At 39.1% G+C, this 19,812-nt stretch carries 16 protein-coding genes, 1 pseudogene and 2 riboswitches; of the genes and pseudogenes, 10 read left to right on the forward strand and 7 right to left on the reverse strand.

What is annotated here, in order from left to right:
- Positions 1–172: 172 nt before the first annotated feature.
- From RZN25_10920 to qoxA, 5 genes are all read right to left on the reverse strand, one after another.
- Positions 173–454: a spore morphogenesis/germination protein YwcE gene (locus tag RZN25_10920; GenBank protein MEQ6377333.1), complete on the reverse strand. Its 282-nt coding sequence runs from the start codon at positions 452–454 to the stop codon at positions 173–175.
- Between the two features lie 448 nt (positions 455–902).
- Positions 903–1,208 (reverse strand): cytochrome aa3 quinol oxidase subunit IV, encoded by a 306-nt coding sequence (gene qoxD / locus RZN25_10925; GenBank protein MEQ6377334.1) that lies wholly within the window; start codon positions 1,206–1,208, stop codon positions 903–905.
- Positions 1,209–1,805 carry a cytochrome aa3 quinol oxidase subunit III gene (gene qoxC / locus RZN25_10930; GenBank protein ID MEQ6377335.1) on the reverse strand — a complete coding sequence of 199 codons (597 nt, stop codon included), beginning with the start codon at positions 1,803–1,805 and terminating at the stop codon, positions 1,209–1,211.
- Entirely contained in the window at positions 1,802–3,748 is a 1,947-nt protein-coding gene (gene qoxB, locus RZN25_10935) for a cytochrome aa3 quinol oxidase subunit I (protein MEQ6377336.1), read from the reverse strand. Before qoxB ends, qoxC begins: the two co-directional genes overlap by 4 nt.
- Complete coding sequence (gene qoxA / locus RZN25_10940; protein MEQ6377337.1) at positions 3,748–4,707, reverse strand: cytochrome aa3 quinol oxidase subunit II; 960 nt, start codon at positions 4,705–4,707, stop codon at positions 3,748–3,750. Before qoxA ends, qoxB begins: the two co-directional genes overlap by 1 nt.
- Before the next feature lie 393 nt (positions 4,708–5,100).
- On the opposite strand from qoxA, the gene RZN25_10945 reads away from it, so the two are divergent.
- From RZN25_10945 to RZN25_10975, 7 genes are all read left to right on the forward strand, one after another.
- Positions 5,101–5,865, forward strand: a complete 765-nt coding sequence (locus tag RZN25_10945) for an NRDE family protein (GenBank protein ID MEQ6377338.1) — start codon at positions 5,101–5,103, stop codon at positions 5,863–5,865.
- Positions 5,866–6,083: 218 nt separating this feature from the next.
- Positions 6,084–6,190: riboswitch (SAM riboswitch) on the forward strand.
- Between the two features lie 130 nt (positions 6,191–6,320).
- Entirely contained in the window at positions 6,321–8,168 is a 1,848-nt protein-coding gene (locus RZN25_10950) for a bifunctional homocysteine S-methyltransferase/methylenetetrahydrofolate reductase (GenBank protein MEQ6377339.1), read from the forward strand.
- Positions 8,161–11,619, forward strand: coding sequence for a methionine synthase (gene metH, locus RZN25_10955; protein ID MEQ6377340.1), 3,459 nt, complete (start codon positions 8,161–8,163; stop codon positions 11,617–11,619). Before RZN25_10950 ends, metH begins: the two co-directional genes overlap by 8 nt.
- 621 nt (positions 11,620–12,240) lie before the next feature.
- Positions 12,241–12,329: riboswitch (cyclic di-GMP riboswitch) on the forward strand.
- A gap of 365 nt (positions 12,330–12,694) precedes the next feature.
- Positions 12,695–13,489: a flagellar motor stator protein MotA gene (gene motA / locus RZN25_10960; GenBank protein MEQ6377341.1), complete on the forward strand. Its 795-nt coding sequence runs from the start codon at positions 12,695–12,697 to the stop codon at positions 13,487–13,489.
- On the forward strand, positions 13,482–14,249 hold the full coding sequence (motB, locus tag RZN25_10965) for a flagellar motor protein MotB (protein MEQ6377342.1): 768 nt from the start codon (positions 13,482–13,484) through the stop codon (positions 14,247–14,249). The genes motA and motB overlap by 8 nt, the downstream gene beginning before the upstream one ends.
- A 16-nt stretch (positions 14,250–14,265) precedes the next feature.
- Entirely contained in the window at positions 14,266–14,604 is a 339-nt protein-coding gene (locus RZN25_10970) for a hypothetical protein (protein ID MEQ6377343.1), read from the forward strand.
- Between the two features lie 168 nt (positions 14,605–14,772).
- On the forward strand, positions 14,773–15,300 hold the full coding sequence (locus RZN25_10975; GenBank protein ID MEQ6377344.1) for a CueP family metal-binding protein: 528 nt from the start codon (positions 14,773–14,775) through the stop codon (positions 15,298–15,300).
- A gap of 301 nt (positions 15,301–15,601) precedes the next feature.
- On the opposite strand, the gene cysK is transcribed toward RZN25_10975, so the two are convergent.
- Positions 15,602–16,516 (reverse strand): cysteine synthase A, encoded by a 915-nt coding sequence (cysK, locus tag RZN25_10980; GenBank protein MEQ6377345.1) that lies wholly within the window; start codon positions 16,514–16,516, stop codon positions 15,602–15,604.
- Positions 16,517–16,710: 194 nt separating this feature from the next.
- Between cysK and RZN25_10985 the strand changes: the two genes are divergently transcribed.
- Together RZN25_10985 and RZN25_10990 are read left to right on the forward strand one after the other, a co-directional pair.
- Complete coding sequence (locus RZN25_10985) at positions 16,711–17,454, forward strand: ZIP family metal transporter (protein ID MEQ6377346.1); 744 nt, start codon at positions 16,711–16,713, stop codon at positions 17,452–17,454.
- A gap of 286 nt (positions 17,455–17,740) precedes the next feature.
- Positions 17,741–18,121: pseudogene (locus tag RZN25_10990) on the forward strand (CAP domain-containing protein).
- Positions 18,122–18,333: 212 nt separating this feature from the next.
- Here the strand turns inward: RZN25_10990 and RZN25_10995 are convergent.
- A complete protein-coding gene (locus RZN25_10995; protein MEQ6377347.1) occupies positions 18,334–19,377 on the reverse strand; it encodes a DUF3048 domain-containing protein in 1,044 nt (347 codons plus the stop codon).
- Positions 19,378–19,561: 184 nt separating this feature from the next.
- Here RZN25_10995 and RZN25_11000 point away from each other — a divergent pair, with 184 nt between their 5' ends.
- Positions 19,562–19,795 (forward strand): hypothetical protein, encoded by a 234-nt coding sequence (locus RZN25_11000; protein ID MEQ6377348.1) that lies wholly within the window; start codon positions 19,562–19,564, stop codon positions 19,793–19,795.
- The last annotated feature ends 17 nt before the right edge of the window (positions 19,796–19,812 follow it).

Below are 19,812 nucleotides of genomic sequence, written 5' to 3' on the forward strand. Positions count from 1 at the left end.
AGGGTCCTAGACAAATCCCTTCATCCAGTAGATGAAGGGATTTGTCTAGCTCCAGCGAAAAAGCATTATCGAGTAATCTTCGAAGTTTTTTCCTCGAGTAAAGGAAAGCTACATAGAGCTACTTCGCAGCAACAAGTGCTTTTTCTTGTTTCGAGGGGCGCTTGCGCTTTTCTTAATAGTCTTCAATTCTTCGTTTTTTCTCATTTATTTCTTTGTACATATCTGCATAAACCATCATAAAAGCGGCATGCCCTAATATAAGCTGGAATGCAAAAATACCCCAAAGCAAGGAATGGTATGAGCCAAATGGAACATTGATAATGTGAAGCGACAGGATCACCCAAGCGATAACTACAAAAATTAGCTGTGTAATCGCCATCTTTTGTCTATTGGAGCTCCACAGTATAAATGGGGTCATGCTAAAAATCAACAGGTACATAAGGAGTACGTCCATCCAATCCCCTCCTTGTTTTAATACATCTATGAAAGCGGTTACGAGTATTATAACACTTTGTTCACAAAATTGTAACATTTCATTCAAACTTTTCACTGTGTTTATGTTATAAAGCCAAGATTAGTGGGATTATGCTTTTATCCCGCATGAACGGCAGGAATACCACACCTCAGGATCTTAAGTAAAACGAAAAGAGTAGGTGGGGGATAAAATCCCATGAGAATAGAACAATTAAATTTTCATCCTTGTTGGTGAGGGTGGCTGCCTGTAAATGTCCGATTGGTTCAAGGACTTTAGGTGGTTGCTAACAATCAGTGGGGATGGCCACTGATTGAAGTTTCACTTTATAAAATGTAAATCACTAAAAAAATCTGTGATAGCGAATGGAAATCTAGTTGCGTTTGTACCAAAAGAAAAAGCTCACCAAATGAGGTGAGCTTTTAAAACTTTAGTATGCAGCGTGACCAGAAGTAAGGATCCAAAATGAGCCTATGATGATTACAAAGGCCAAAAAGGCACTGTATGCAATGTTGATTAAATTTGTTAATTTTTCTTGTCCTTCTGTAATATGCATGAAAAGGAAGAGCTGAACTCCTGCTTGAAGAAAGGCGAGTGTTCCAATAAACCACATAATCACAGTGGATGAAAAGTTTGTTTTAAATACGACGATCATTGCCAATATAGTCATGGAAATGGATAGAAAAAATCCAAGTACATGATTTATAGGAAAACGGTGCTTTTCGTGATTAGCCATTTACATCACCATTCCTTTCAGATAGACGAATGTAAAGATGAAAATCCAAACAACGTCGAGGAAATGCCAATATAGTCCTGCGATAAATAGTTTTCTAGATGTCGTAGGTGTAAATCCACGTCTAACTAATTGAATGATTAGTAGTGTAATCCAACCAATTCCCAGGGACACGTGAAGACCGTGAGTGCCCAATAGTGTGAAGAAGGCAGATAGGAACGCACTAGTCTGCATGGTAGCTCCTTCGTGAACATAATGCGTAAACTCTGACACTTCCATATAGATAAATCCAAGGCCTAATAATAAGGTGACGATCAACCAAACGATCGTATCGTTTTTCTTTTGATTTCTCATCTCATGAATAGCTAGACCACAGGTGAAACTACTTGTAAGAAGGAGGAGCGTCATAATAAGGACATCTTTTGCAATGAAAAGGTCACTACCTGATGGTCCTCCTGCTGTATTATCTACAAGTACGAAATAAGAAGCAAATAATGTGGAGAAGAGGACGATCTCTGCTCCAAGGAAAATCCAGAAGCCTAGAATATTCATTTGATTTTGAAGACCTTTATACTCTAAGGGCGTGTTTTGGGATGTCATTTCAATTCACCTCTCCACTTTTCTTCTGTTTCAATGACTTCTTCAACAGATACATGGTAACCCTCATCGTAATCGAAGGAATTCATGATTAACCCTGCCAATATAGCAATCGAGAATATTGCTGCTGGTATAAACCATTCAAACACTAGGAAGAAGCCAACTACACCGAAAGCAACACTTATAAATATTGGTGTCCAAGAATTACTTGGCATGTGAATTTCTTTAATCTCACTTTTCTTTAATCCAGTGTTGCCTGTTTTCTTCATTTCCCAGTAAGGATCAAGTTCTGTAACTTCAGGAACTTTTGCAAAATTGTAATGTTGAACAGGTGAAGCAGTCATCCATTCAAGTGTACGTGCATCCCACGGATCATTTCCAACATCGCGCGAAGCGTAACGGAAGCTCCAGTAGATGTTGTAAACAAGAGCGATAAATCCAGCAGCTAATACTAAGGAACCAATAGCTGAGAACCCTAAAAGACCTCCCCATCCAGTTTCAGCAGAATATGTGTACATACGACGTGACATTCCATCTAATCCGACAAAGAACATTGGCATGAAGGTCATGTTAAATCCGATGACAAACAGCCAGAAATGCCACTTCCCAATTTTTTCATTAAGCTTAAATCCAAACATTTTTGGCCACCAGTAGTAAAGTCCAGCAAATACCGCAAATACAACACCAGGAATCAATGTGTAGTGGAAATGTGCTACTAAGAACATTGTATTGTGATACTGGTAGTCGGCGGCGGCCATAGCAAGCATGACTCCTGTTACTCCTCCAATTAAGAAGTTTGGAATAAAGGCTAGTGCCCATAACATAGCGGTAGAAAATCTAATTTTCCCTTTACGCATTGTAAAGAGCCAGTTAAAGATCTTAACCCCGGTCGGAATTGCGATGGCCATAGTCGTAATCGAGAATATAGAGTTAACAGCTGGACCTGATCCCATTGTATAGAAGTGATGGACCCAAACTAGCATACTTAAGAATGCAATACCAACAATGGATGCAACCATGGCTTTATATCCATATAGATTTTTACGGGAAAAAGTTGCAATAATCTCAGAAAACATTCCAAAGGCTGGGAGAATAACAATGTACACTTCAGGATGTCCCCATAACCAGAAAAGGTTTAGCCATAGCATTGGATCTCCACCAGCGGCAACCGTGAAGAAGTGGGTTCCAAATAGGCGATCTAATGTCATGAATGCTAAAGCTACTGTGAAAATCGGAAACGCAGCTACGATTAGGATGGACGTAGTGAAAACGGTCCATGTGAACATAGGCATTTTCATAAGAGTCATACCCTTGGTTCTCATTTTCAAAATCGTAACGATAAAGTTAATTCCTGTCATCAGGGTTCCAATACCAGCAATCTGCAAGGCAATTGCATAATAGTTGTTCCCTACACCCGGAGTAAACTCTTTCCCAGCTAGTGGAAAGTACGATGTCCATCCAGCATCTGGTGATCCTCCAATGACGAAAGAAATATTAAACAGCATAGCCCCACTGAAAAACAGCCAAAAGCTTAATGCATTAAGTTTAGGAAAAGCAACATCTCTCGCTCCGATTTGAAGCGGGATGACAACGTTCATAATACCAATTAAAAGTGGCATCGCCATGAAGAGAATCATGATAACGCCATGTGTTGTAAAGACTTCATCATAGTGCTGGGCGTCTAAAATTTCAAGACCAGGACGTGATGTTTGGGCCTTCATTAACAGACCATCCACACCGCCACGGAAGAACATTAAAACACCTGCAAGTATATACATAATCCCAATTTTTTTATGATCAACAGTTGTAAACCATTCGGTCCATAGCCAGCGCCAACGTTTGAGGTAAGTTATTAATGCAACGATACCAACAAGCGTTAGACCAATGGCAATTTGAGATCCTAAAATCATCGGGTCCCCAGTGACAAAGAATTCATCAAGGTTCATTAATGTCCGCCTCCTTCATGCTTATTGGTTGTTGAATCTAGATCTAATTTACTTGTATCTACTTCGTTTTCATCTGATCCATGTTCTTCCTCATCACCGTGGCCGATGCGATAATCTTCCGGATCTGTGAGTAAAGGAGCGTCATGGTCCGAGTGATCGATCCACTGTAAATGTGTTCCATTGTACGTTTCGCGTCCAATAATCGTTGGGTTAACAAGCTGAAGATAACGTTCTTTTGTTAACTCCGGAGCAGAGTTTTTAACCTCCTCTACCCATTCAACGAAATCCTGATGAGTCATGGCTTCGGCTTCAAAGTCCATATGGGCATAACCTTTTCCATTAAAGTTTGTATTTCTTCCAATATAGCTCCCCGGCCTATCAGCAACTAGGAAAAGATTTGTTTCCATGTTTGCCATGGTATATTTTTGCCCACCTAAGGATGGAATCCAAAATGATTGCATCGTCCCTGTAGAAGTCATTTTGAATTGAATTGGTCGATCTTCAGGGATATTTAAATAGTTCACTGTTTCAATATCTTGCTCAGGATAAGTAAATATCCATTTCCAATCGGCTGATGTAACATGAATCACAAGTGGCTCTTCATCTTGATAGCCTTCAGGTATTTCTTCGTGATCATAGATTGCTTTTATTGTTGGAATAGTGAGTACGATAACAATTATGATTGGAATAACGAACCAAGTAGTTTCTAAGATTTTGTTTCCTGCTTCATGAGGAGGCTCATAATCTTTGTTTTCTGGACGTTCTCTATACTTCCATATAATCACTGTGTATAAAATAAAAACGACAGCCACAACAATCGCCATTAAGATGATTGAAAAAATGATTAAGTCTGTCAAATTCTTAGCGACCGGACCTTGAGGGTCAAATACAACCATACTTTCACAACCAGTCAAAAAACTAAGCAGTAAAAAGAGTATAGCTAGAACTTTTAGTTTCACCGTGGTTTCTCCCTTCTCTATGAACCTATTAGAATAGTGATTTATGTTTACACTTTTTAAACAAATCTCTATAAAAAGTGTGCTTTCGGATGTAAATAATAGCATGAAATTGTGAAGAATAATGCAAATTCGTACATTTGTCATATAATGTTCATAAATTAACAAACAACAAGAGTTCTCGCTACTTTTTGCTTGATTTTTCGTTCAAAAGTGGTTCTTAGCGTTGTTTAGTGTGATAAAGTTGGTTGACAGATTTGAATAAAAGTATCTTAGAAAATGGAGGGTGTGGCTAGTGTATTGGGTTCCTGAATTAAAAATAATAATTGGCTGTTGAGTCCTAGACTTTTGTATTGCTATTCATTATGGTATAAAGAGGAAAAAGGGGGCCATGTTATGTGTCTAATTCTCTTAGCAAAAAATATTCATCCGGATTATCCATTAATTGTTGCTGCTAATCGTGATGAATTTTACAAACGTCCAACTGAATCTGCTCATTTTTGGGAGGATCATCCTTACATTTTGGCAGGTCGTGATTTGGAAAAAATGGGTACTTGGATGGGAGTTACGAAATATGGGCAGTTTGCTGCCTTAACAAATTATCGTGATCCTGAAGAGATGATGGAAGGAAAAAAATCCAGAGGAGAACTAGTTGCTAACTTTTTGAAAACGGGTCAGTCCCCTGAAACCTACTTAAGTGAAATTTCGCAGGCTCCAAAAGATTATCCTGGATATAATCTTCTTGTTGGCAACAGTGAAGAACTATTTTATTTTTCAAATAAAGAGAAACAAGTTCGAAATGTAGAAAAAGGAATTCATGGGTTAAGTAATCACCTTTTCAACACAGATTGGCCGAAAGTGAAGAAAGGGAAGGAGGGTCTTCGAGAAATTCTTAAATATGACCAGTCACAAACAGAAATGGTAAAGAATTTGTTTGGATTACTGGAATATGCAGACCCAGCATCTGATGAGGACTTACCACAAACAGGAGTGCCTATAGAGTGGGAAAGAGTGTTATCGCCATTATTTATAAAGACAGAGAATTATGGAACAAGAAGTTCGACGGTTTTATTAATGAGTCAAAAGGAAATTCATTTTTATGAAAAAGTTCATGACCAGAGTGGAACTCAAGAAAATAGTTTCTCTGTTCCCGTGGGATAATAAGAATTGAAGTAATAGAAAACATAAAGAGAACCATTTTAAACAAAAGGTAGAGCAGAGATGAAAATAAGTGAATAGAAGCTGTCTATTTACGCAAAAAAGCCGTCCGAAATTAAGAATGAGTAATAGAAGCCCGATATACTATTCCCAATCTTTTTCCCTTGACTTCACCCTCCATTACCCATATGATAAATAATAATAAAAATTAAATAAGTACGAACTTATCAAGAATGGTGGAGGGAATTGGCCCTGTGAAACCTAGCAACCCATCGAATTCGATGAAGGTGCTAAATCCAACAGAATCAAGGATTCTGAAAGATAAGGGAGAAGTGAAACGTTGACTTTTACAAACCCTATCTACCCATGATAGGGTTTTTTCATTACCTAAAGTCCCAGTCATTATACAACAGGACTAATTTGGCAATGAACATAAACATCGAACGGAGGTGGCCCCGCTGGGTTTATTAAAGGAGTTAAACGAAAAAATTTTAATTGCAGATGGTGCTATGGGAACTTTGTTATATTCTCATGGTGTGGATTCTTGTTTTGAAGAGTTGAATCTTTCTAATCCAAAAGAAGTTCAGCGAGTTCATGAGGCCTATGTTCAAGCAGGGGCCCAAGTGATACAAACAAATACGTACGGAGCGAATGCTATCAAACTAAGTCGTTATGGTATAGAAGATCAGGTTGAGGCGATCAACCGTGCAGCGGTTCAGCTGGCCAAAAATGTAGCAGATGATGCTTTTGTTTTGGGTACCATTGGCGGGATCCGTGGAATTAATAAGAGCATAGCCACCCTAGAAGAAATTAAACAGAGTTTTCTTCAACAACTAAAAGTATTACTAGATACAGAGATTGATGGACTTTTATTAGAAACTTTTTATGACTTTGATGAATTAACCACCGTCCTAAACCTTGCTAGAAAAGAAACGGAGCTACCTATCATAACGAATGTATCCTTACACGAAGTTGGAATGCTTCAGGGTGGAATCTGTCTTCAAGAGGCTTTTGAAAAATTAGAAGAACTAGGAGCAGATGTCGTTGGGCTCAATTGCCGATTAGGACCACATCATACAATTGAATCTTTAAGAGGTGTTGAGCTTCCCCAAAGGGCATTTCTCTCAGCCTATCCGAATGCAAGTTTACCAGATTATGAGGAAGGCAAGCTTGTCTATGCAACAGACGATAGCTATTTTGAAAGGGTGGCCCTGGAGTTACGTGAACAAGGAGTTCGATTAATGGGGGGGTGCTGTGGAACAACTCCTCAACAGGTTGCGGCTATGGCAAAAGCGTTAGCGGGTGCAAAACCAATAAAGGGAAAAGTCGTTTCTATTAAAAAAGATACGATCGATATTAAGGAAGCAAAGATTCCCTCCCTTCCACATTTACATGATATGGTGAAACAGCAGAAATCGGTAATTGTTGAATTGGATACTCCCAAGCATCTGGACACAGAGGTGTTTTTTCAAGGGGTAAAAGCTCTAAAGCAAGCGAATATTGACGCTATCACCATGGCGGATAATTCATTGGCTTCTCCGAGGATTAGTAATGCAGCTATGGCAACAATGATTAAAAATGATTATCATGTACGGCCTTTGGTCCACATCACTTGCCGTGATCGAAACTTGATTGGATTACAATCTCACCTCATGGGTCTACATACTCTTGGGATTAATCAAATTCTAGCGGTGACTGGCGACCCAACTAAAATTGGGGATTTTCCTGGAGCTACTTCTGTCTATGATCTTACTTCATTTGAATTAATTACGTTCATCAAGCAATTGAACGAGGGAATTTCTTTTTCCGGGAAATCCTTAAGACAAAAGACCAACTTTTCTGTTGGATCTGCCTTTAACCCAAATGTGCGTCACCTTGATCGGGCAGTTGCAAGATTAGAGAAAAAAATCGAAGCAGGAGCGGATTATTTCATAAGCCAGCCTGTATTCAACCCGTATCAAATGGAAGAAGTGGCAGGGGCTACGAAGCATATTGAACATCCGATTTATCTAGGCCTCATGCCTTTAACTAGTGATAGAAATGCAGAATTCCTTCATAATGAAGTACCAGGAATTAAGCTATCAGATGAAGTCCGAGAGCGTATGGCTGCTTGTAAGGGTGACCCTAAAGCGTCGAAACGGGAAGGACTTGCGATCGCCAAAGAACTTATTGATGTAGCGTATGATTTATTCAATGGCATCTATCTCATAACGCCATTTATGCGTTATGATTTAACGGTAGAACTAGCAAACTATATCCACGCTAAACAACAAGATCAGCCTGAAAGGAAGGTTTTCAATGGTTAATCAACTACTTGAACAACAATTGAAGAAAAAAATTCTTATTTTCGATGGAGCCATGGGAACCATGCTTCAGGCCGCTAACCTTACCCCAGAGGATTTTGGTGGGGAAGATTATGATGGCTGCAATGAATATTTGAATATAACAAGACCTGATGTGGTGGAGTGGATTCATAGAAGTTATTTGGAAGCTGATGCCGATGTTATTGAAACGAACACATTCGGTGCAACAGAAGTTGTGTTAGACGAATACAATTTGGGTCACAAAAGCTATGAACTCAATCGCATTGCAGCTGAAATTGCAGGACGTGTTCGTGCCGAATTTTCAACGTCAGAATGGCCACGTTTTGTAGCAGGTGCGATGGGACCAACGACCAAAACGCTAAGTGTAACAGGTGGGATTAGTTTTTCTGACCTCATTGACAATTACAAGGTCCAGGCTAAGGGACTTATTGACGGTGGCGTTGATTTCCTTTTACTAGAAACTAGCCAAGATATGCGGAATGTGAAAGCTGCCTTTTTGGGGATTCAGCAAGCTTTCGATGAAGTTGGAAGAGAACTCCCTTTGATGGTTTCGGGAACGATAGAACCAATGGGAACTACACTTGCTGGACAAAATATTGAGTCCTTTTATTTATCTTTAGAACATATGAAGCCTTTTGCGGTTGGATTAAATTGTGCGACAGGTCCAGAGTTTATGAGAGATCACGTACGTTCCCTATCGGACTTGGCAACAACAGGAGTGAGTTGCTATCCGAATGCCGGCCTTCCTGATGAAGAAGGGAATTACCATGAAACCCCTGATTCTTTATCCAAAAAATTAGCTGGTTTTGCTGATAAAGGCTGGCTAAATGTGACGGGGGGATGCTGCGGTACAACACCAGATCATATAAAAATGATAGCTGAGGTCATGAAAGATAAAAAACCTAGAGAAATCCCGGCCAAAACGCATGGCCATGCCGTCAGTGGAATTGAGCCTCTTTTGTATGATGATACAATGCGTCCACTTATGGTTGGGGAACGAACAAACGTCATTGGATCAAGAAAATTTAAGCGTCTAATTGCAGAAGAGAAATATGAAGAAGCAGCAGAAATTGCCCGTGCTCAGGTCAAAAATGGTGCTCATGTCATTGATGTCTGCTTAGCCGACCCTGACCGTGAAGAAATAGAAGATATGGAAAAATTTATCCAACAAGTAGTCAACAAAGTCAAGGTACCTCTTGTAATTGACTCAACCGATGACGAGGTGATTGAGCGGGCTTTAACCTACTCTCAAGGAAAGGCCATTATTAACTCCATCAACCTTGAAGATGGAGAAGAGCGTTTCGAAAGAATAGCGAAACTTGTTCATAAATACGGTGCGGCAGTGGTTGTCGGAACTATTGATGAAAAAGGGATGGCCCTGACTCGTGAGAAAAAACTAGCAGTTGCGGAACGTTCCTATCAACTTCTTGTTGAAAAATATGGCCTGCAACCAGAGAATCTTATTTTTGATCCCCTCGTATTCCCGGTTGGAACGGGTGATAAGCAATATATAGGTGCTGCCCAAGAGACGATTGAAGGCATCCGTCTGATTAAAGAGCGATTTCCAGAATGCTTAACTATTCTTGGAATTAGTAATGTTTCCTTTGGTTTACCACCAGTAGGGCGCGAGGTTTTAAATTCTGTTTTCCTTTATCTTTGTACCCAAGCAGGTCTTGATTATGCCCTAGTGAACACCGAGAAGTTGGAGCGCTATTCCTCCATTCCTAAAGAAGAAATCGAAATGGCTGAAGATCTTTTGTTAAGAACTTCAGACCAAACGTTAGCTGATTTTACGGCCTTTTATCGTGGCAAAAAGAAGGAGAGTAAGAAGCCTTCCGCAAACATGACATTAGAGGAACGTTTATCAACCTATATTTTGGAAGGAACAAAAGAAGGCCTCCTTCCCGACCTTGAATTAGCGCTAGAAAAATATGAGAATCCATTGGATATTATTAATGGACCATTAATGGAAGGGATGGCTGAAGTTGGGCGTCTTTTCAATGATAACCAACTGATTGTTGCGGAGGTCCTGCAAAGTGCTGAAGTAATGAAGGCATCAGTAGCATTCCTTGAGCCACACATGGAAAAGAAGGATGAGAATTCAAATTCAGGTAAAGGGAAGATTATTCTAGCCACTGTTAAGGGGGATGTTCATGATATCGGGAAGAACCTAGTGGAGATCATACTTGGAAATAACGGGTTCCAGGTTGTTGACTTGGGCATTAAGGTCACTCCAGCGGAACTCATTGAAGTTGTTAAACGAGAAAAACCAGATATCATTGGATTGTCTGGTCTTTTAGTAAAATCTGCGCAGCAAATGGTATTGACTGCCCAGGATTTAAAACAATCGGATATCTCCATTCCTATTTTAGTGGGTGGTGCTGCGCTTTCTCGTCGCTTTACAGAAGTGAAAATTTCTCCGGAGTACGAGGGTCCAGTTTTATATGCAAAAGATGCTATGAATGGATTAACTTTAGCGAACCGGTTGCGAGATGAAAAGGAAAAAGTAAAGATTTTGCAGGAGCTTGAAGAACGGAAGGAAAAAAGAGAGAAACAATTAGCTGAAGCAGCCGCTTTAGACAAAGGTACTCCAGTTTTGACAAATGTTCGCTCAAATGTTTCCAAGGATGGACCTATTTATGTTCCTCGAGATTTGGAACGTCATATTTTAAAAGATTTTAAAGTGTCTCATGTTGAGCCATATATTAATCAACAAATGCTGTTAGGACACCATCTAGGGCTTAAAGGGAAGGTGAAGCAGTTAATAGCTGACCGAGACCCTAAAGCTTTAGATTTAAAAGATAAAATTGATACACTTTTATATAGGGCAAAACATGAAGGTCTTATTCAGCCTTCCGGAGTCTATCAGTTTTTCCCAGCCCAATCGGATGGTGACCAAGTAATAGTCTATGATCCTTCTGATCAAAAGACAGTTATACAGGTATTTTCTTTTCCTCGTCAGGAAAAAGAGCCTTATCTCTGCTTAGCAGATTATCTGAAATCCGTTGATAGTGGAGAAATGGATTATGTGGGATTTTTTGCGGTAACTGCAGGGAAACAAATTAGAGAGCGTGCTCAAGAGTTAAAGGAACAAGGAGAGTTCTTTGAAAGTCATGCTTTACAAGCTTTGGCATTAGAAACGGCAGAAGGATTCGCTGAGCGTATGCATCAATTGATTCGGGATCAATGGGGGTTTCCGGACCCAGTAGACTTTTCCATGGAAGATCGATTTGCTGCCAAGTATCAAGGGCAACGTTTCTCCTTTGGATACCCTGCCTGCCCCAATTTAGAGGATCAAGAAAAGTTGTTTAGTCTAATCAAACCAGAGGATATTGGGATTCATTTAACGGATGGATTTATGATGGAGCCTGAGGCATCTGTCACTGCAATTGTATTTGCACATCCAGAAGCTAGGTATTTTAATGTGATGTAGATTTGTAGATTTGTTGGTTGGCCCCCGCCTAGTGCGGGGTTTTATTCTATTAAAAGGTAAATTGCTGCCTGCTGCGCATAAACTTGAATATTTGCTCATTAAGGGACAAGGCCAAGCATAGATGGGATTTGTTGAGCATAGTGTCTCAAAACCCGAGCATAAAAAGTTAATAGTTGCGCATAAAATTCTTTAAAAGTGAGCATAAAAAGTAAACTTTGCGCATTGAGGCTTCAATTGAGCATACAGAATGAAACATGAGCATTGGCTCAAAAAAACTGAGCATAAAACCAATAAATTTGAGCATAACACCCATGATTTCCGCGCATAAACAATTATTTTGTAGCATAAGACCTTAAAAATGAGCATAAACAGGTAATTTTGAGCATTATATTCATCCAGCATCACTCATCCAGCATCACTCATCATTCCCACAACTTAACCAAACCGCGGCTTACTCTGTTACTTAGATTTGGGTGCAACTATCTAAGGATAGGAACTACCCAACCTATAAATCTTCTTAACTCCAATCCTTTTATTCATAATTTTTGTTGTCTTTTGTCGGAGTATGTTGAAAGTGTGGTAGATTTCATTTAGTATAAGATGTATATAAAGACATTTGTAGGATGATAAAGGCAAACTATTTGAAAGAATAGGACGCAAAGCGCAGGGTCTAAGGGGGAGGAATCCTCTATGATCGCCTGGTTACCAAGCAAAAAATGGGGCGCAGTTTAAGGGCTATTCCTATTTTGTTTGGAATGGCTTTTTTTAACAGATAGGAAAGTATAAAACTTTCCTATCTGTATAAGTGCAACTAAGGCATTCGCCACAAAGGCTTGGTGAATGCCAAGTTTTCTAATAGAAAATATATGTCTAGCTCCAGCGCCCTATCGACTGAAGTCGGTTCCCTCACGCAATTCGATTAGTCAACATCGATTCACGCTGTGAATCGTGTTTCCTATATCACTGAGTTAAGGAACCTAGGCTAATCCTGTGGGTGACCCCCACATTCAGTGGGTCTCACCTTCTTCCGTTGATGGACAAGGGCGCTTGCGCTTTTCTATTTGGGGTGTGTTGGATGGACAAAACAACGATTTTGGGTTTAATTTTAGGTTTTATCGCAATTGGAGTAGGTATGGTAATGAAAGGGGTAAGCCCTGAAGCCTTATTAAATCCAGCAGCCTTTTTAATTATCTTTGTTGGAACTGCTGCCTCCGTGCTTATCGCTTTTCCTATGAGTACGATTAAAAAAATACCGAAGCTTTTTAAAATTATTTTTACTGAAGAACAAAAATATGACTTAAATGAAATGATTCAAATGTTTTCTCAATGGGCCGACCTTGCTAGGAGAGAAGGTATTCTTGCATTAGAAACTCGAATAGACGAAATTGATGATCAGTTTTTAGCTACTGGTCTCGAGTTATCCATTGATGGACAATCTCCAGATTTTATTCGTGATGTGTTAATGGAAAAAGTAGATGCTATGGAGGAACGTCATCAACAGGGAGCCATGGTGTTTTCACAAGCTGGTACATATGCGCCTACCTTAGGGGTCTTGGGAGCGGTTGTTGGACTTGTTGCGGCTCTATCTAATTTAGAAGATGTGGAAGCTCTTGGTCATGCCATCTCTGCTGCATTCATCGCTACATTATTTGGTATCTTTTCCGGATATGTACTTTGGCACCCATTCGCGAATAAACTTCGTGAAAAATCAAAGGCTGAAGTTCTTATGAAGAACATCATGATCGAAGGGATTTTATCCATAGCGAATGGAGAATCTCCACTAGTTATTAAAGAAAAATTAAGCTCCTACTTGTCTGCTTCAGACCTTGCAAAATTGAAGGGTTTTGAAGAGGAGGGAGAGAATGCGTAAGAAAAAGAAGAAATCCCATGGGGAACATCATGTAGATGAGTCATGGCTTATTCCGTATTCAGATCTTCTGACCTTATTACTTGCTCTTTTTGTTGTCTTATTCGCAATGAGCCAAATTGATGCTCAGAAGTATGAACAGTTGAGAAGGGTATTTGAAAGTGAGTTTAGTGGAGGAAAGGGGATTTTGGAAGAAAACATTTCTCCCGTAGAACCTGATATTGAACCAACTAAGGATGAACCTGAGGAAGATGAGGAACCCAATGATTCTGAGTTAGAATTAAATCAGCTTCAGGCTCTTCAAAAACAAATAAATGAAAGAATAGAAAAAAATAATCTAGCTGATGCAATTGGAACAAAATTAACAGATGAAGGCTTATTTATTTCTATTTTTAATGATCTGTCGTTTGATCCGGGAAGTGCTGAGGTTAACCCAAAGGGCCATGAAATAGCCAGAGATCTGTCGGATTTTCTCATTTTGGATCCTCCCCACGAAATTATGATTAGCGGGCATACAGATGATCGACCTATCCATAATGCGGAGTTCGCATCGAATTGGGATTTAAGTGTGATGCGAGCTGTTAATTTTATGAGGATTTTACTAGAGAATGAAAAATTAGATCCTGAGCGTTTCAGTGCCAAAGGATATGGAGAATTTAAACCCATTGCACCAAATAATTCAGTTGAGAATAGAGCTAAAAATCGAAGAGTGGAAGTTTTAATCCTTCCTAATTTTGAAATAGAAACTAATCAAAAGGAATAAAGGTGGTTATCTCAGCATGAAATTCATGAACCTCTATCATAAGAGAAGATATCAAAAAATAAAAAAGCTTTATCCAAAATCAAATTCAGAGTTGCAGGGCGTTCTTTATATCATATCTGGAAACCAGGAGTTATATAAAAAAATACTTCCAGCTTTAGAAAACAGGAGTACATGTGCCTATGACTTATTAAACTCAGAATCGTTTTCTTCAGAAGCCACTGTTCTAGCTGAGTTAGCTATGGATATCTATAAAGGAGAGGATTCATTTCATGGGTCTGACCTTTTTCAATTAAATCAAGAAAACTTCACCTTAGCAATTAGAGCTAAAGAATATGGTTTTCAACCAGCTTTATAAAACTATTTTTTAAATGATGAAAATGAAAATTTTCGATGCAACAGCTTGGCTAGTTCCTAAATGAATTTTGAAATTAGCCAAGTTTTTCTATTCCCAGATGAGAAGATTTTCACAATGTTTTATGGTATATTATAAACGTTGACTATCAGTAAAGGAGATTAGCTAAATATGAATAAAAAGGTTGTTTGGTTTGCTGGGATAATCGTGCTAGTTGGTGCGTTGTTTTTCCTAACCAATCAAAAAGAAGATTCTGTACAGGTCTCTGATGATATTAAGGGATTAGTAAGTGACCTAACACTTGGTAAGGTCGAGGCTAATTCTGCTTCTATTGACGGTAAAAATCTTGTAGTAAATAATACGAACGATAAAAAAGTGACGTATAAGTTGCCAGAAGATGAATTTTTCGTATCCATTGCTCCTTATGTTAATAGTACTCACCCTTGAACATTCCATAGCTTGACAGGTTGTCAAGGAGAACTAGTTCAAGAAGAGTTTACTGTTGTTATTGAGGATGAAAATGGAGAAGTAGTAGTAGATGATGTTGTAACCTCTCAAGAAAATGGTTTTATGGATTTTTGGTTACCACGTGACAAAACGTATACAGTTACAATCGAATATGATGGTAAGTCCGTAGAAAAAGAAATCTCTACATTTGAAGAGGATGCAACTTGTGTAACGGACATGCAATTATCTTAAAATAAAACCGGGCGATTAGAAGCCCGGTTTTGTTATACTACCAGAATTTATACCGAGTGAACGGGCAGCCAACCATGAAGCCAGCTTTCACCAACAAGGGTGAAAAATTTAATAGTTTATTTTTATGGCAATAATACCCCCACCTTAAAGCCATAAGTGAAACGAAAGAGAAGGTGGGGAATAAGCTGGCCGAAATGTCCGATTGGTTAGGTCATACTCTTGAGTGCTAACCATCAGTGGGACGGGCACTGAATGAAGTTTCGCTTTATAATTTCTATCAAAATACTAGGATATATCATCATTAAATTAACCCCATACTTAAATATCTTTCTCCTGTATCGGGCGCAATACATACTACTTTTTTACCTGGCCCAAGTTTTTTGGCTACTTGGATGGCTGCGAAGACGGCAGCGGCTGCTGATGGACCAACGAAAATTCCTTCTTCTTTTGCAAGTCTTCGGAACATCTCTACAGCATCATCATCTGCAATTTGAATGATTTCATCATAAATAGAAGTGTTTAATATATCAGGAACAAAACCAGGGCTAGTTCCAACTAACTTATGTTTTCCAGGCTTCCCTCCAGACAATACAGGAGACCCTTTTGGCTCAACAACTGCGATATGGAGATTAGGGATTTTTTCTTTTAATGTCTCCCCTGTTCCGGTGATCGTTCCACCTGTTCCAGCTGTAGCAACGAACCCATCTAGATGGCCATCCATCTGATCAAGAATTTCTAATGCTGTTGTTGTTCGGTGGATATCTGGATTCGCCTTATTCATAAACTGCTGAAGAATAATGCTATTTGGTATCTGCTCTCTCAATTCTTCTGCACGTTTGATGGCCCCTGACATTTTTTTCTCGCTTGGAGTTAATTCGACCTGGGCCCCAAAAGCTTTTAGAAGATTAATTCTCTCTTGGGTCATATTATCAGGTAAAACCAAAATCGCTTGGTACCCTTTAGAAGCAGCAGCCACGGCAATCCCAATTCCAGTATTCCCACTAGTCGGTTCAATTATAGTAGCTCCAGGGTGAATGATTCCTTGTTTTTCGGCCTGATCGATCATATTAATTGCCGCACGGTCTTTCACGCTTTTAGTGGGATTAAACATTTCGAGTTTCACAAAGACTTCTGCAACTCCATCAGGGACAACCTTATTTAAACGAACAACGGGAGTATTTCCAATTAAATCGGTTATTTTGTTAACAACTTTCAATAGCTACCCAACCTTTCCCTTTTATATGTGATTAGGGTATCTTATTTTATCTAAGATGTCACGTAAGAAATTTCTGGGAGGAAATGAAGTGTTAATTCTTATCTTATTCCACTTATGTGCCCTTTCTCTTTTGTATATTTCCTCTTAAAAATGAAGAGGATGAGTAATGACAGCATAGAAAGGGAGGCTTTGTCATGTGGAATGCGCTTTTATGGGGAACGATTGCCGGTTCTGCAACGATGTTAGGGGCACTGGTCGTATTAAAATATTCTATACCCAAGAAAATAATTGGATATATCATGGCTCTTGGTACAGGCGCATTAATTGGAGCAACTTCCTATGAGCTACTTGAAGACGCAGTGAGTAGGAGCGGTTTTTTTCAAATAGCTATTGGATTTTTAGGAGGATCACTCATTTTTACTTTTTTAGATATAGTCATTTCTAGAAAGGGTGGCCATAAACGTAAGCATAGTAACCGTGATGAATTCGTGGAAGAAAACTCGGAAGAAACGTCAAATGTTGGTGTTTTTATTGGTTCTGTGATGGACACTTTGCCTGAATCAGCCATGATAGGGATGAGCTTAGTTGGTGGAAAGTCAGTGAGCATAGCTCTGGTCGTCTCTATTTTTATTAGTAATATTCCAGAGGGAATATCAAGTACCGCTGGATTAAAGAAGTCGGGGTATTCTAATAAAAAAATAATTGTGATGTGGGCACTAGTTCTCTTTTTTTCAGCTTTGAGTTCCTTGGCGGGAGCAATGTTATTGGATTCTGCTTCTGACACCATTAAGGCAATGGTAAGCTCTTTTACCGCAGGTGCCATTATTTCCATGATTGCCTCCACTATGATGCCGGAAGCTTTTAAAGATGGTGGGCCTATCGTAGGGTTTATAACTTGTGTGGGAGTTTTTACTTCACTTGTTCTCCATCATTCGTAATTTTTTTGTCTATTGATACCATGAAGTGGACATAGTGATAACTAGATAGATATTTTATTGGAGTGATTGGATGAATGAATTACTTGTTATCACATCACTTGTGTTCATGTTTATAACATATAAACTTGGAGTCCGTCATGGCAAACGAAAAAATATTTGGCAGAAAACGCCTGTTCAGTCTGCTATTCGTGGAACTGATCAAACCGTGACAAAGACGCCACCCAGAAACCGTGAATCCCTTTCTCAAAACAGATCCCAGGTATCTATTTATCCAAGAAGGTCAGTTTCTCTTCACCGTTTTGAGAAAGATGTTATTGAACTGACGAATATGGAACGAAAAAGATATGGATTACATCCCTTACAGATAGATCCTCGTCTTGTGAAAGTGGCACGTATGAAATCAATGGACATGGGGAAGAAAAATTACTTCTCTCATACATCACCAACCTATGGGTCTCCTTTTAACATGATAATGGATCAAGGAATTTACTTTTCTGTTGCTGCAGAAAATATTGCTGTTGGACATGTCAGTCCGGAACAAGTAGTTAGAGGTTGGATGAACAGTCCAGGACATCGGAAAAATATCTTGAATCATATGGTTACTCACATTGGGGTTGGGTTCGAGAGAGAGGGGAACCATTGGACACAGTTGTTTATAAGAAAATAAAAAAGGTGGGATTCACTCTAAGCCACCCCTTTAGTGAGGGGTATGGCGGTTGAACCCCACCTTTACTTAGCAGATAGAAAAGTATAAAACTTTCCTATCTGCATAAGTGCAACTAAGGCATTCGCCACAAAGGCTTGGCGAATGCCAAGTTTTCTAACAAGATAAGAAAGCATAAAATTTGTCTAGCTCCAGCGCCCTTGCGCATTTCTAATTTATTCTACTATATCAACGGACTCACCAATGCCAGGAGAGGTTGGGACAATGTTAATCCACGTTTTCCCCTTTACAAACGGAACGACTTTATTATCTTTAAATGGAATAATACGCCCATCTAAGTTTTTCCAAGAAATCTCTTGCAAGATTCCTCGTTGGAGAAGATAAGCCTTTCCGCCTACTTCTAAATCTAAAGCACGTCTACCATAATCGTCGATGATTCTGTGTGGAGCTTCTACAATAAAGATATTATCTAGCTCAATTGGTATTTTCATTTCTAAGTCTACCGTTTGGACACCATCACTATAACGAATATATTTTTGTGAGGATTCATCATACTCATATTTCACAGTATTGGTCGAACCATAATGAACAGTAATATGGGAAACCTGCTGCCCATCTAATTCATCGGCTTGTTTGCTACTTAAGAAGCTGTTTGGTTTCACGGTTTCAGTTAGAGAATAACCATTCATCTCGGCTCCTTTTTTAATATTTTCATACGTGATGTACGAGTTATGTGGAGCTTTTCGAGAACTTGATCTTTTGAACAAGATTCCATCATACTGAATTCCATTGATATGGTCTGTCACTTTATCATCAAATAACATCTGTTTGGCTAAAGGACTGTATCCATGGGCTACGTAAAAAGAATGGTAACCATTGTTAAGATCAATGAAATAATCGCGTGAGCTTCTCACTGGGCCTACAACTTCTGGTAGTTCACTTTGGAATAAGGCTAGAAATCTGGTGACATTGCCTTCAGCGAGGACTTCATATACAATATCTGCTTTATGAAGACCAGATTGTGGGCGTGCTTTAGGATGATTGTTAACCATAACGGCGAAGACTCTTTGATCACTTGGCTCATCTATTGCTTCTCCAGTTAATGGGTATACATAGGTCGATGTTTCTTTAGCAATAGGTGTCACTGTTCGTTCCTCTAATGGAGTTGATTTTTTAGTGACGGTTTCCTCAGAAGTACTACAACCTATTAACAAAATAATCAGTAACAAAAATGATGCCAGCCATGTTGCTTTCTTCATCTGTATTCACAGCCTCTCTATATACTAGTCTATGAATAGTTTAGCTCATTTTTAATAGAAATTATATTCTTTCTTCTATAAAATTAGTTTTAACATTTTGGTGTTGTCCTATACTTCTTGGTGAACCTCTCTAACTAAATCAATAGATTTTGATGGAGCATCCCTTAAAAGAGATATTTCCTGCTTGTTCATCATGGATGCTTTTTGCTACACTACGGGCAAGATCTATCATGCTGATCTGTCAGCTAGTTATAATATAGCAGCTCGTTATTTTATTGGGGCATATCAAAAATCCATGTCTGAAAATTCATGGTTGTCCTTGCAGGCAAAAGTTTCTGTAGCGGCAAAAAGAACATTACAAACTTTATCTTCGTTAATTAGTCTTCATCAGGCAATGAAGTCACCGAAGATGGCTTAATCGTGCTTGTTTTGTAT

The sequence above is a fragment of the Bacillaceae bacterium S4-13-56 genome, assembly GCA_040191315.1.
Lineage (GTDB): Bacteria > Bacillota > Bacilli > Bacillales > JAWJLM01 > JAWJLM01.

What these genes read in the sequence shown, in the direction of transcription:
- RZN25_10945 (MEQ6377338.1), top strand. Translation starts at nt 5,101, where the DNA reads ATGTGTCTAATTCTCTTAGCAAAAAATATTCATCCGGATTATCCATTA.
- RZN25_10920 (MEQ6377333.1), bottom strand. Translation starts at nt 454, where the DNA reads ATGGACGTACTCCTTATGTACCTGTTGATTTTTAGCATGACCCCATTT.
- RZN25_10995 (MEQ6377347.1), bottom strand. Translation starts at nt 19,377, where the DNA reads ATGAAGAAAGCAACATGGCTGGCATCATTTTTGTTACTGATTATTTTG.
- RZN25_10985 (MEQ6377346.1), top strand. Translation starts at nt 16,711, where the DNA reads ATGTGGAATGCGCTTTTATGGGGAACGATTGCCGGTTCTGCAACGATG.
- qoxD (MEQ6377334.1), bottom strand. Translation starts at nt 1,208, where the DNA reads ATGGCTAATCACGAAAAGCACCGTTTTCCTATAAATCATGTACTTGGA.
- qoxB (MEQ6377336.1), bottom strand. Translation starts at nt 3,748, where the DNA reads ATGAACCTTGATGAATTCTTTGTCACTGGGGACCCGATGATTTTAGGA.
- RZN25_10970 (MEQ6377343.1), top strand. Translation starts at nt 14,266, where the DNA reads ATGAAATTCATGAACCTCTATCATAAGAGAAGATATCAAAAAATAAAA.
- motA (MEQ6377341.1), top strand. Translation starts at nt 12,695, where the DNA reads ATGGACAAAACAACGATTTTGGGTTTAATTTTAGGTTTTATCGCAATT.
- qoxC (MEQ6377335.1), bottom strand. Translation starts at nt 1,805, where the DNA reads ATGACATCCCAAAACACGCCCTTAGAGTATAAAGGTCTTCAAAATCAA.
- motB (MEQ6377342.1), top strand. Translation starts at nt 13,482, where the DNA reads ATGCGTAAGAAAAAGAAGAAATCCCATGGGGAACATCATGTAGATGAG.
- metH (MEQ6377340.1), top strand. Translation starts at nt 8,161, where the DNA reads ATGGTTAATCAACTACTTGAACAACAATTGAAGAAAAAAATTCTTATT.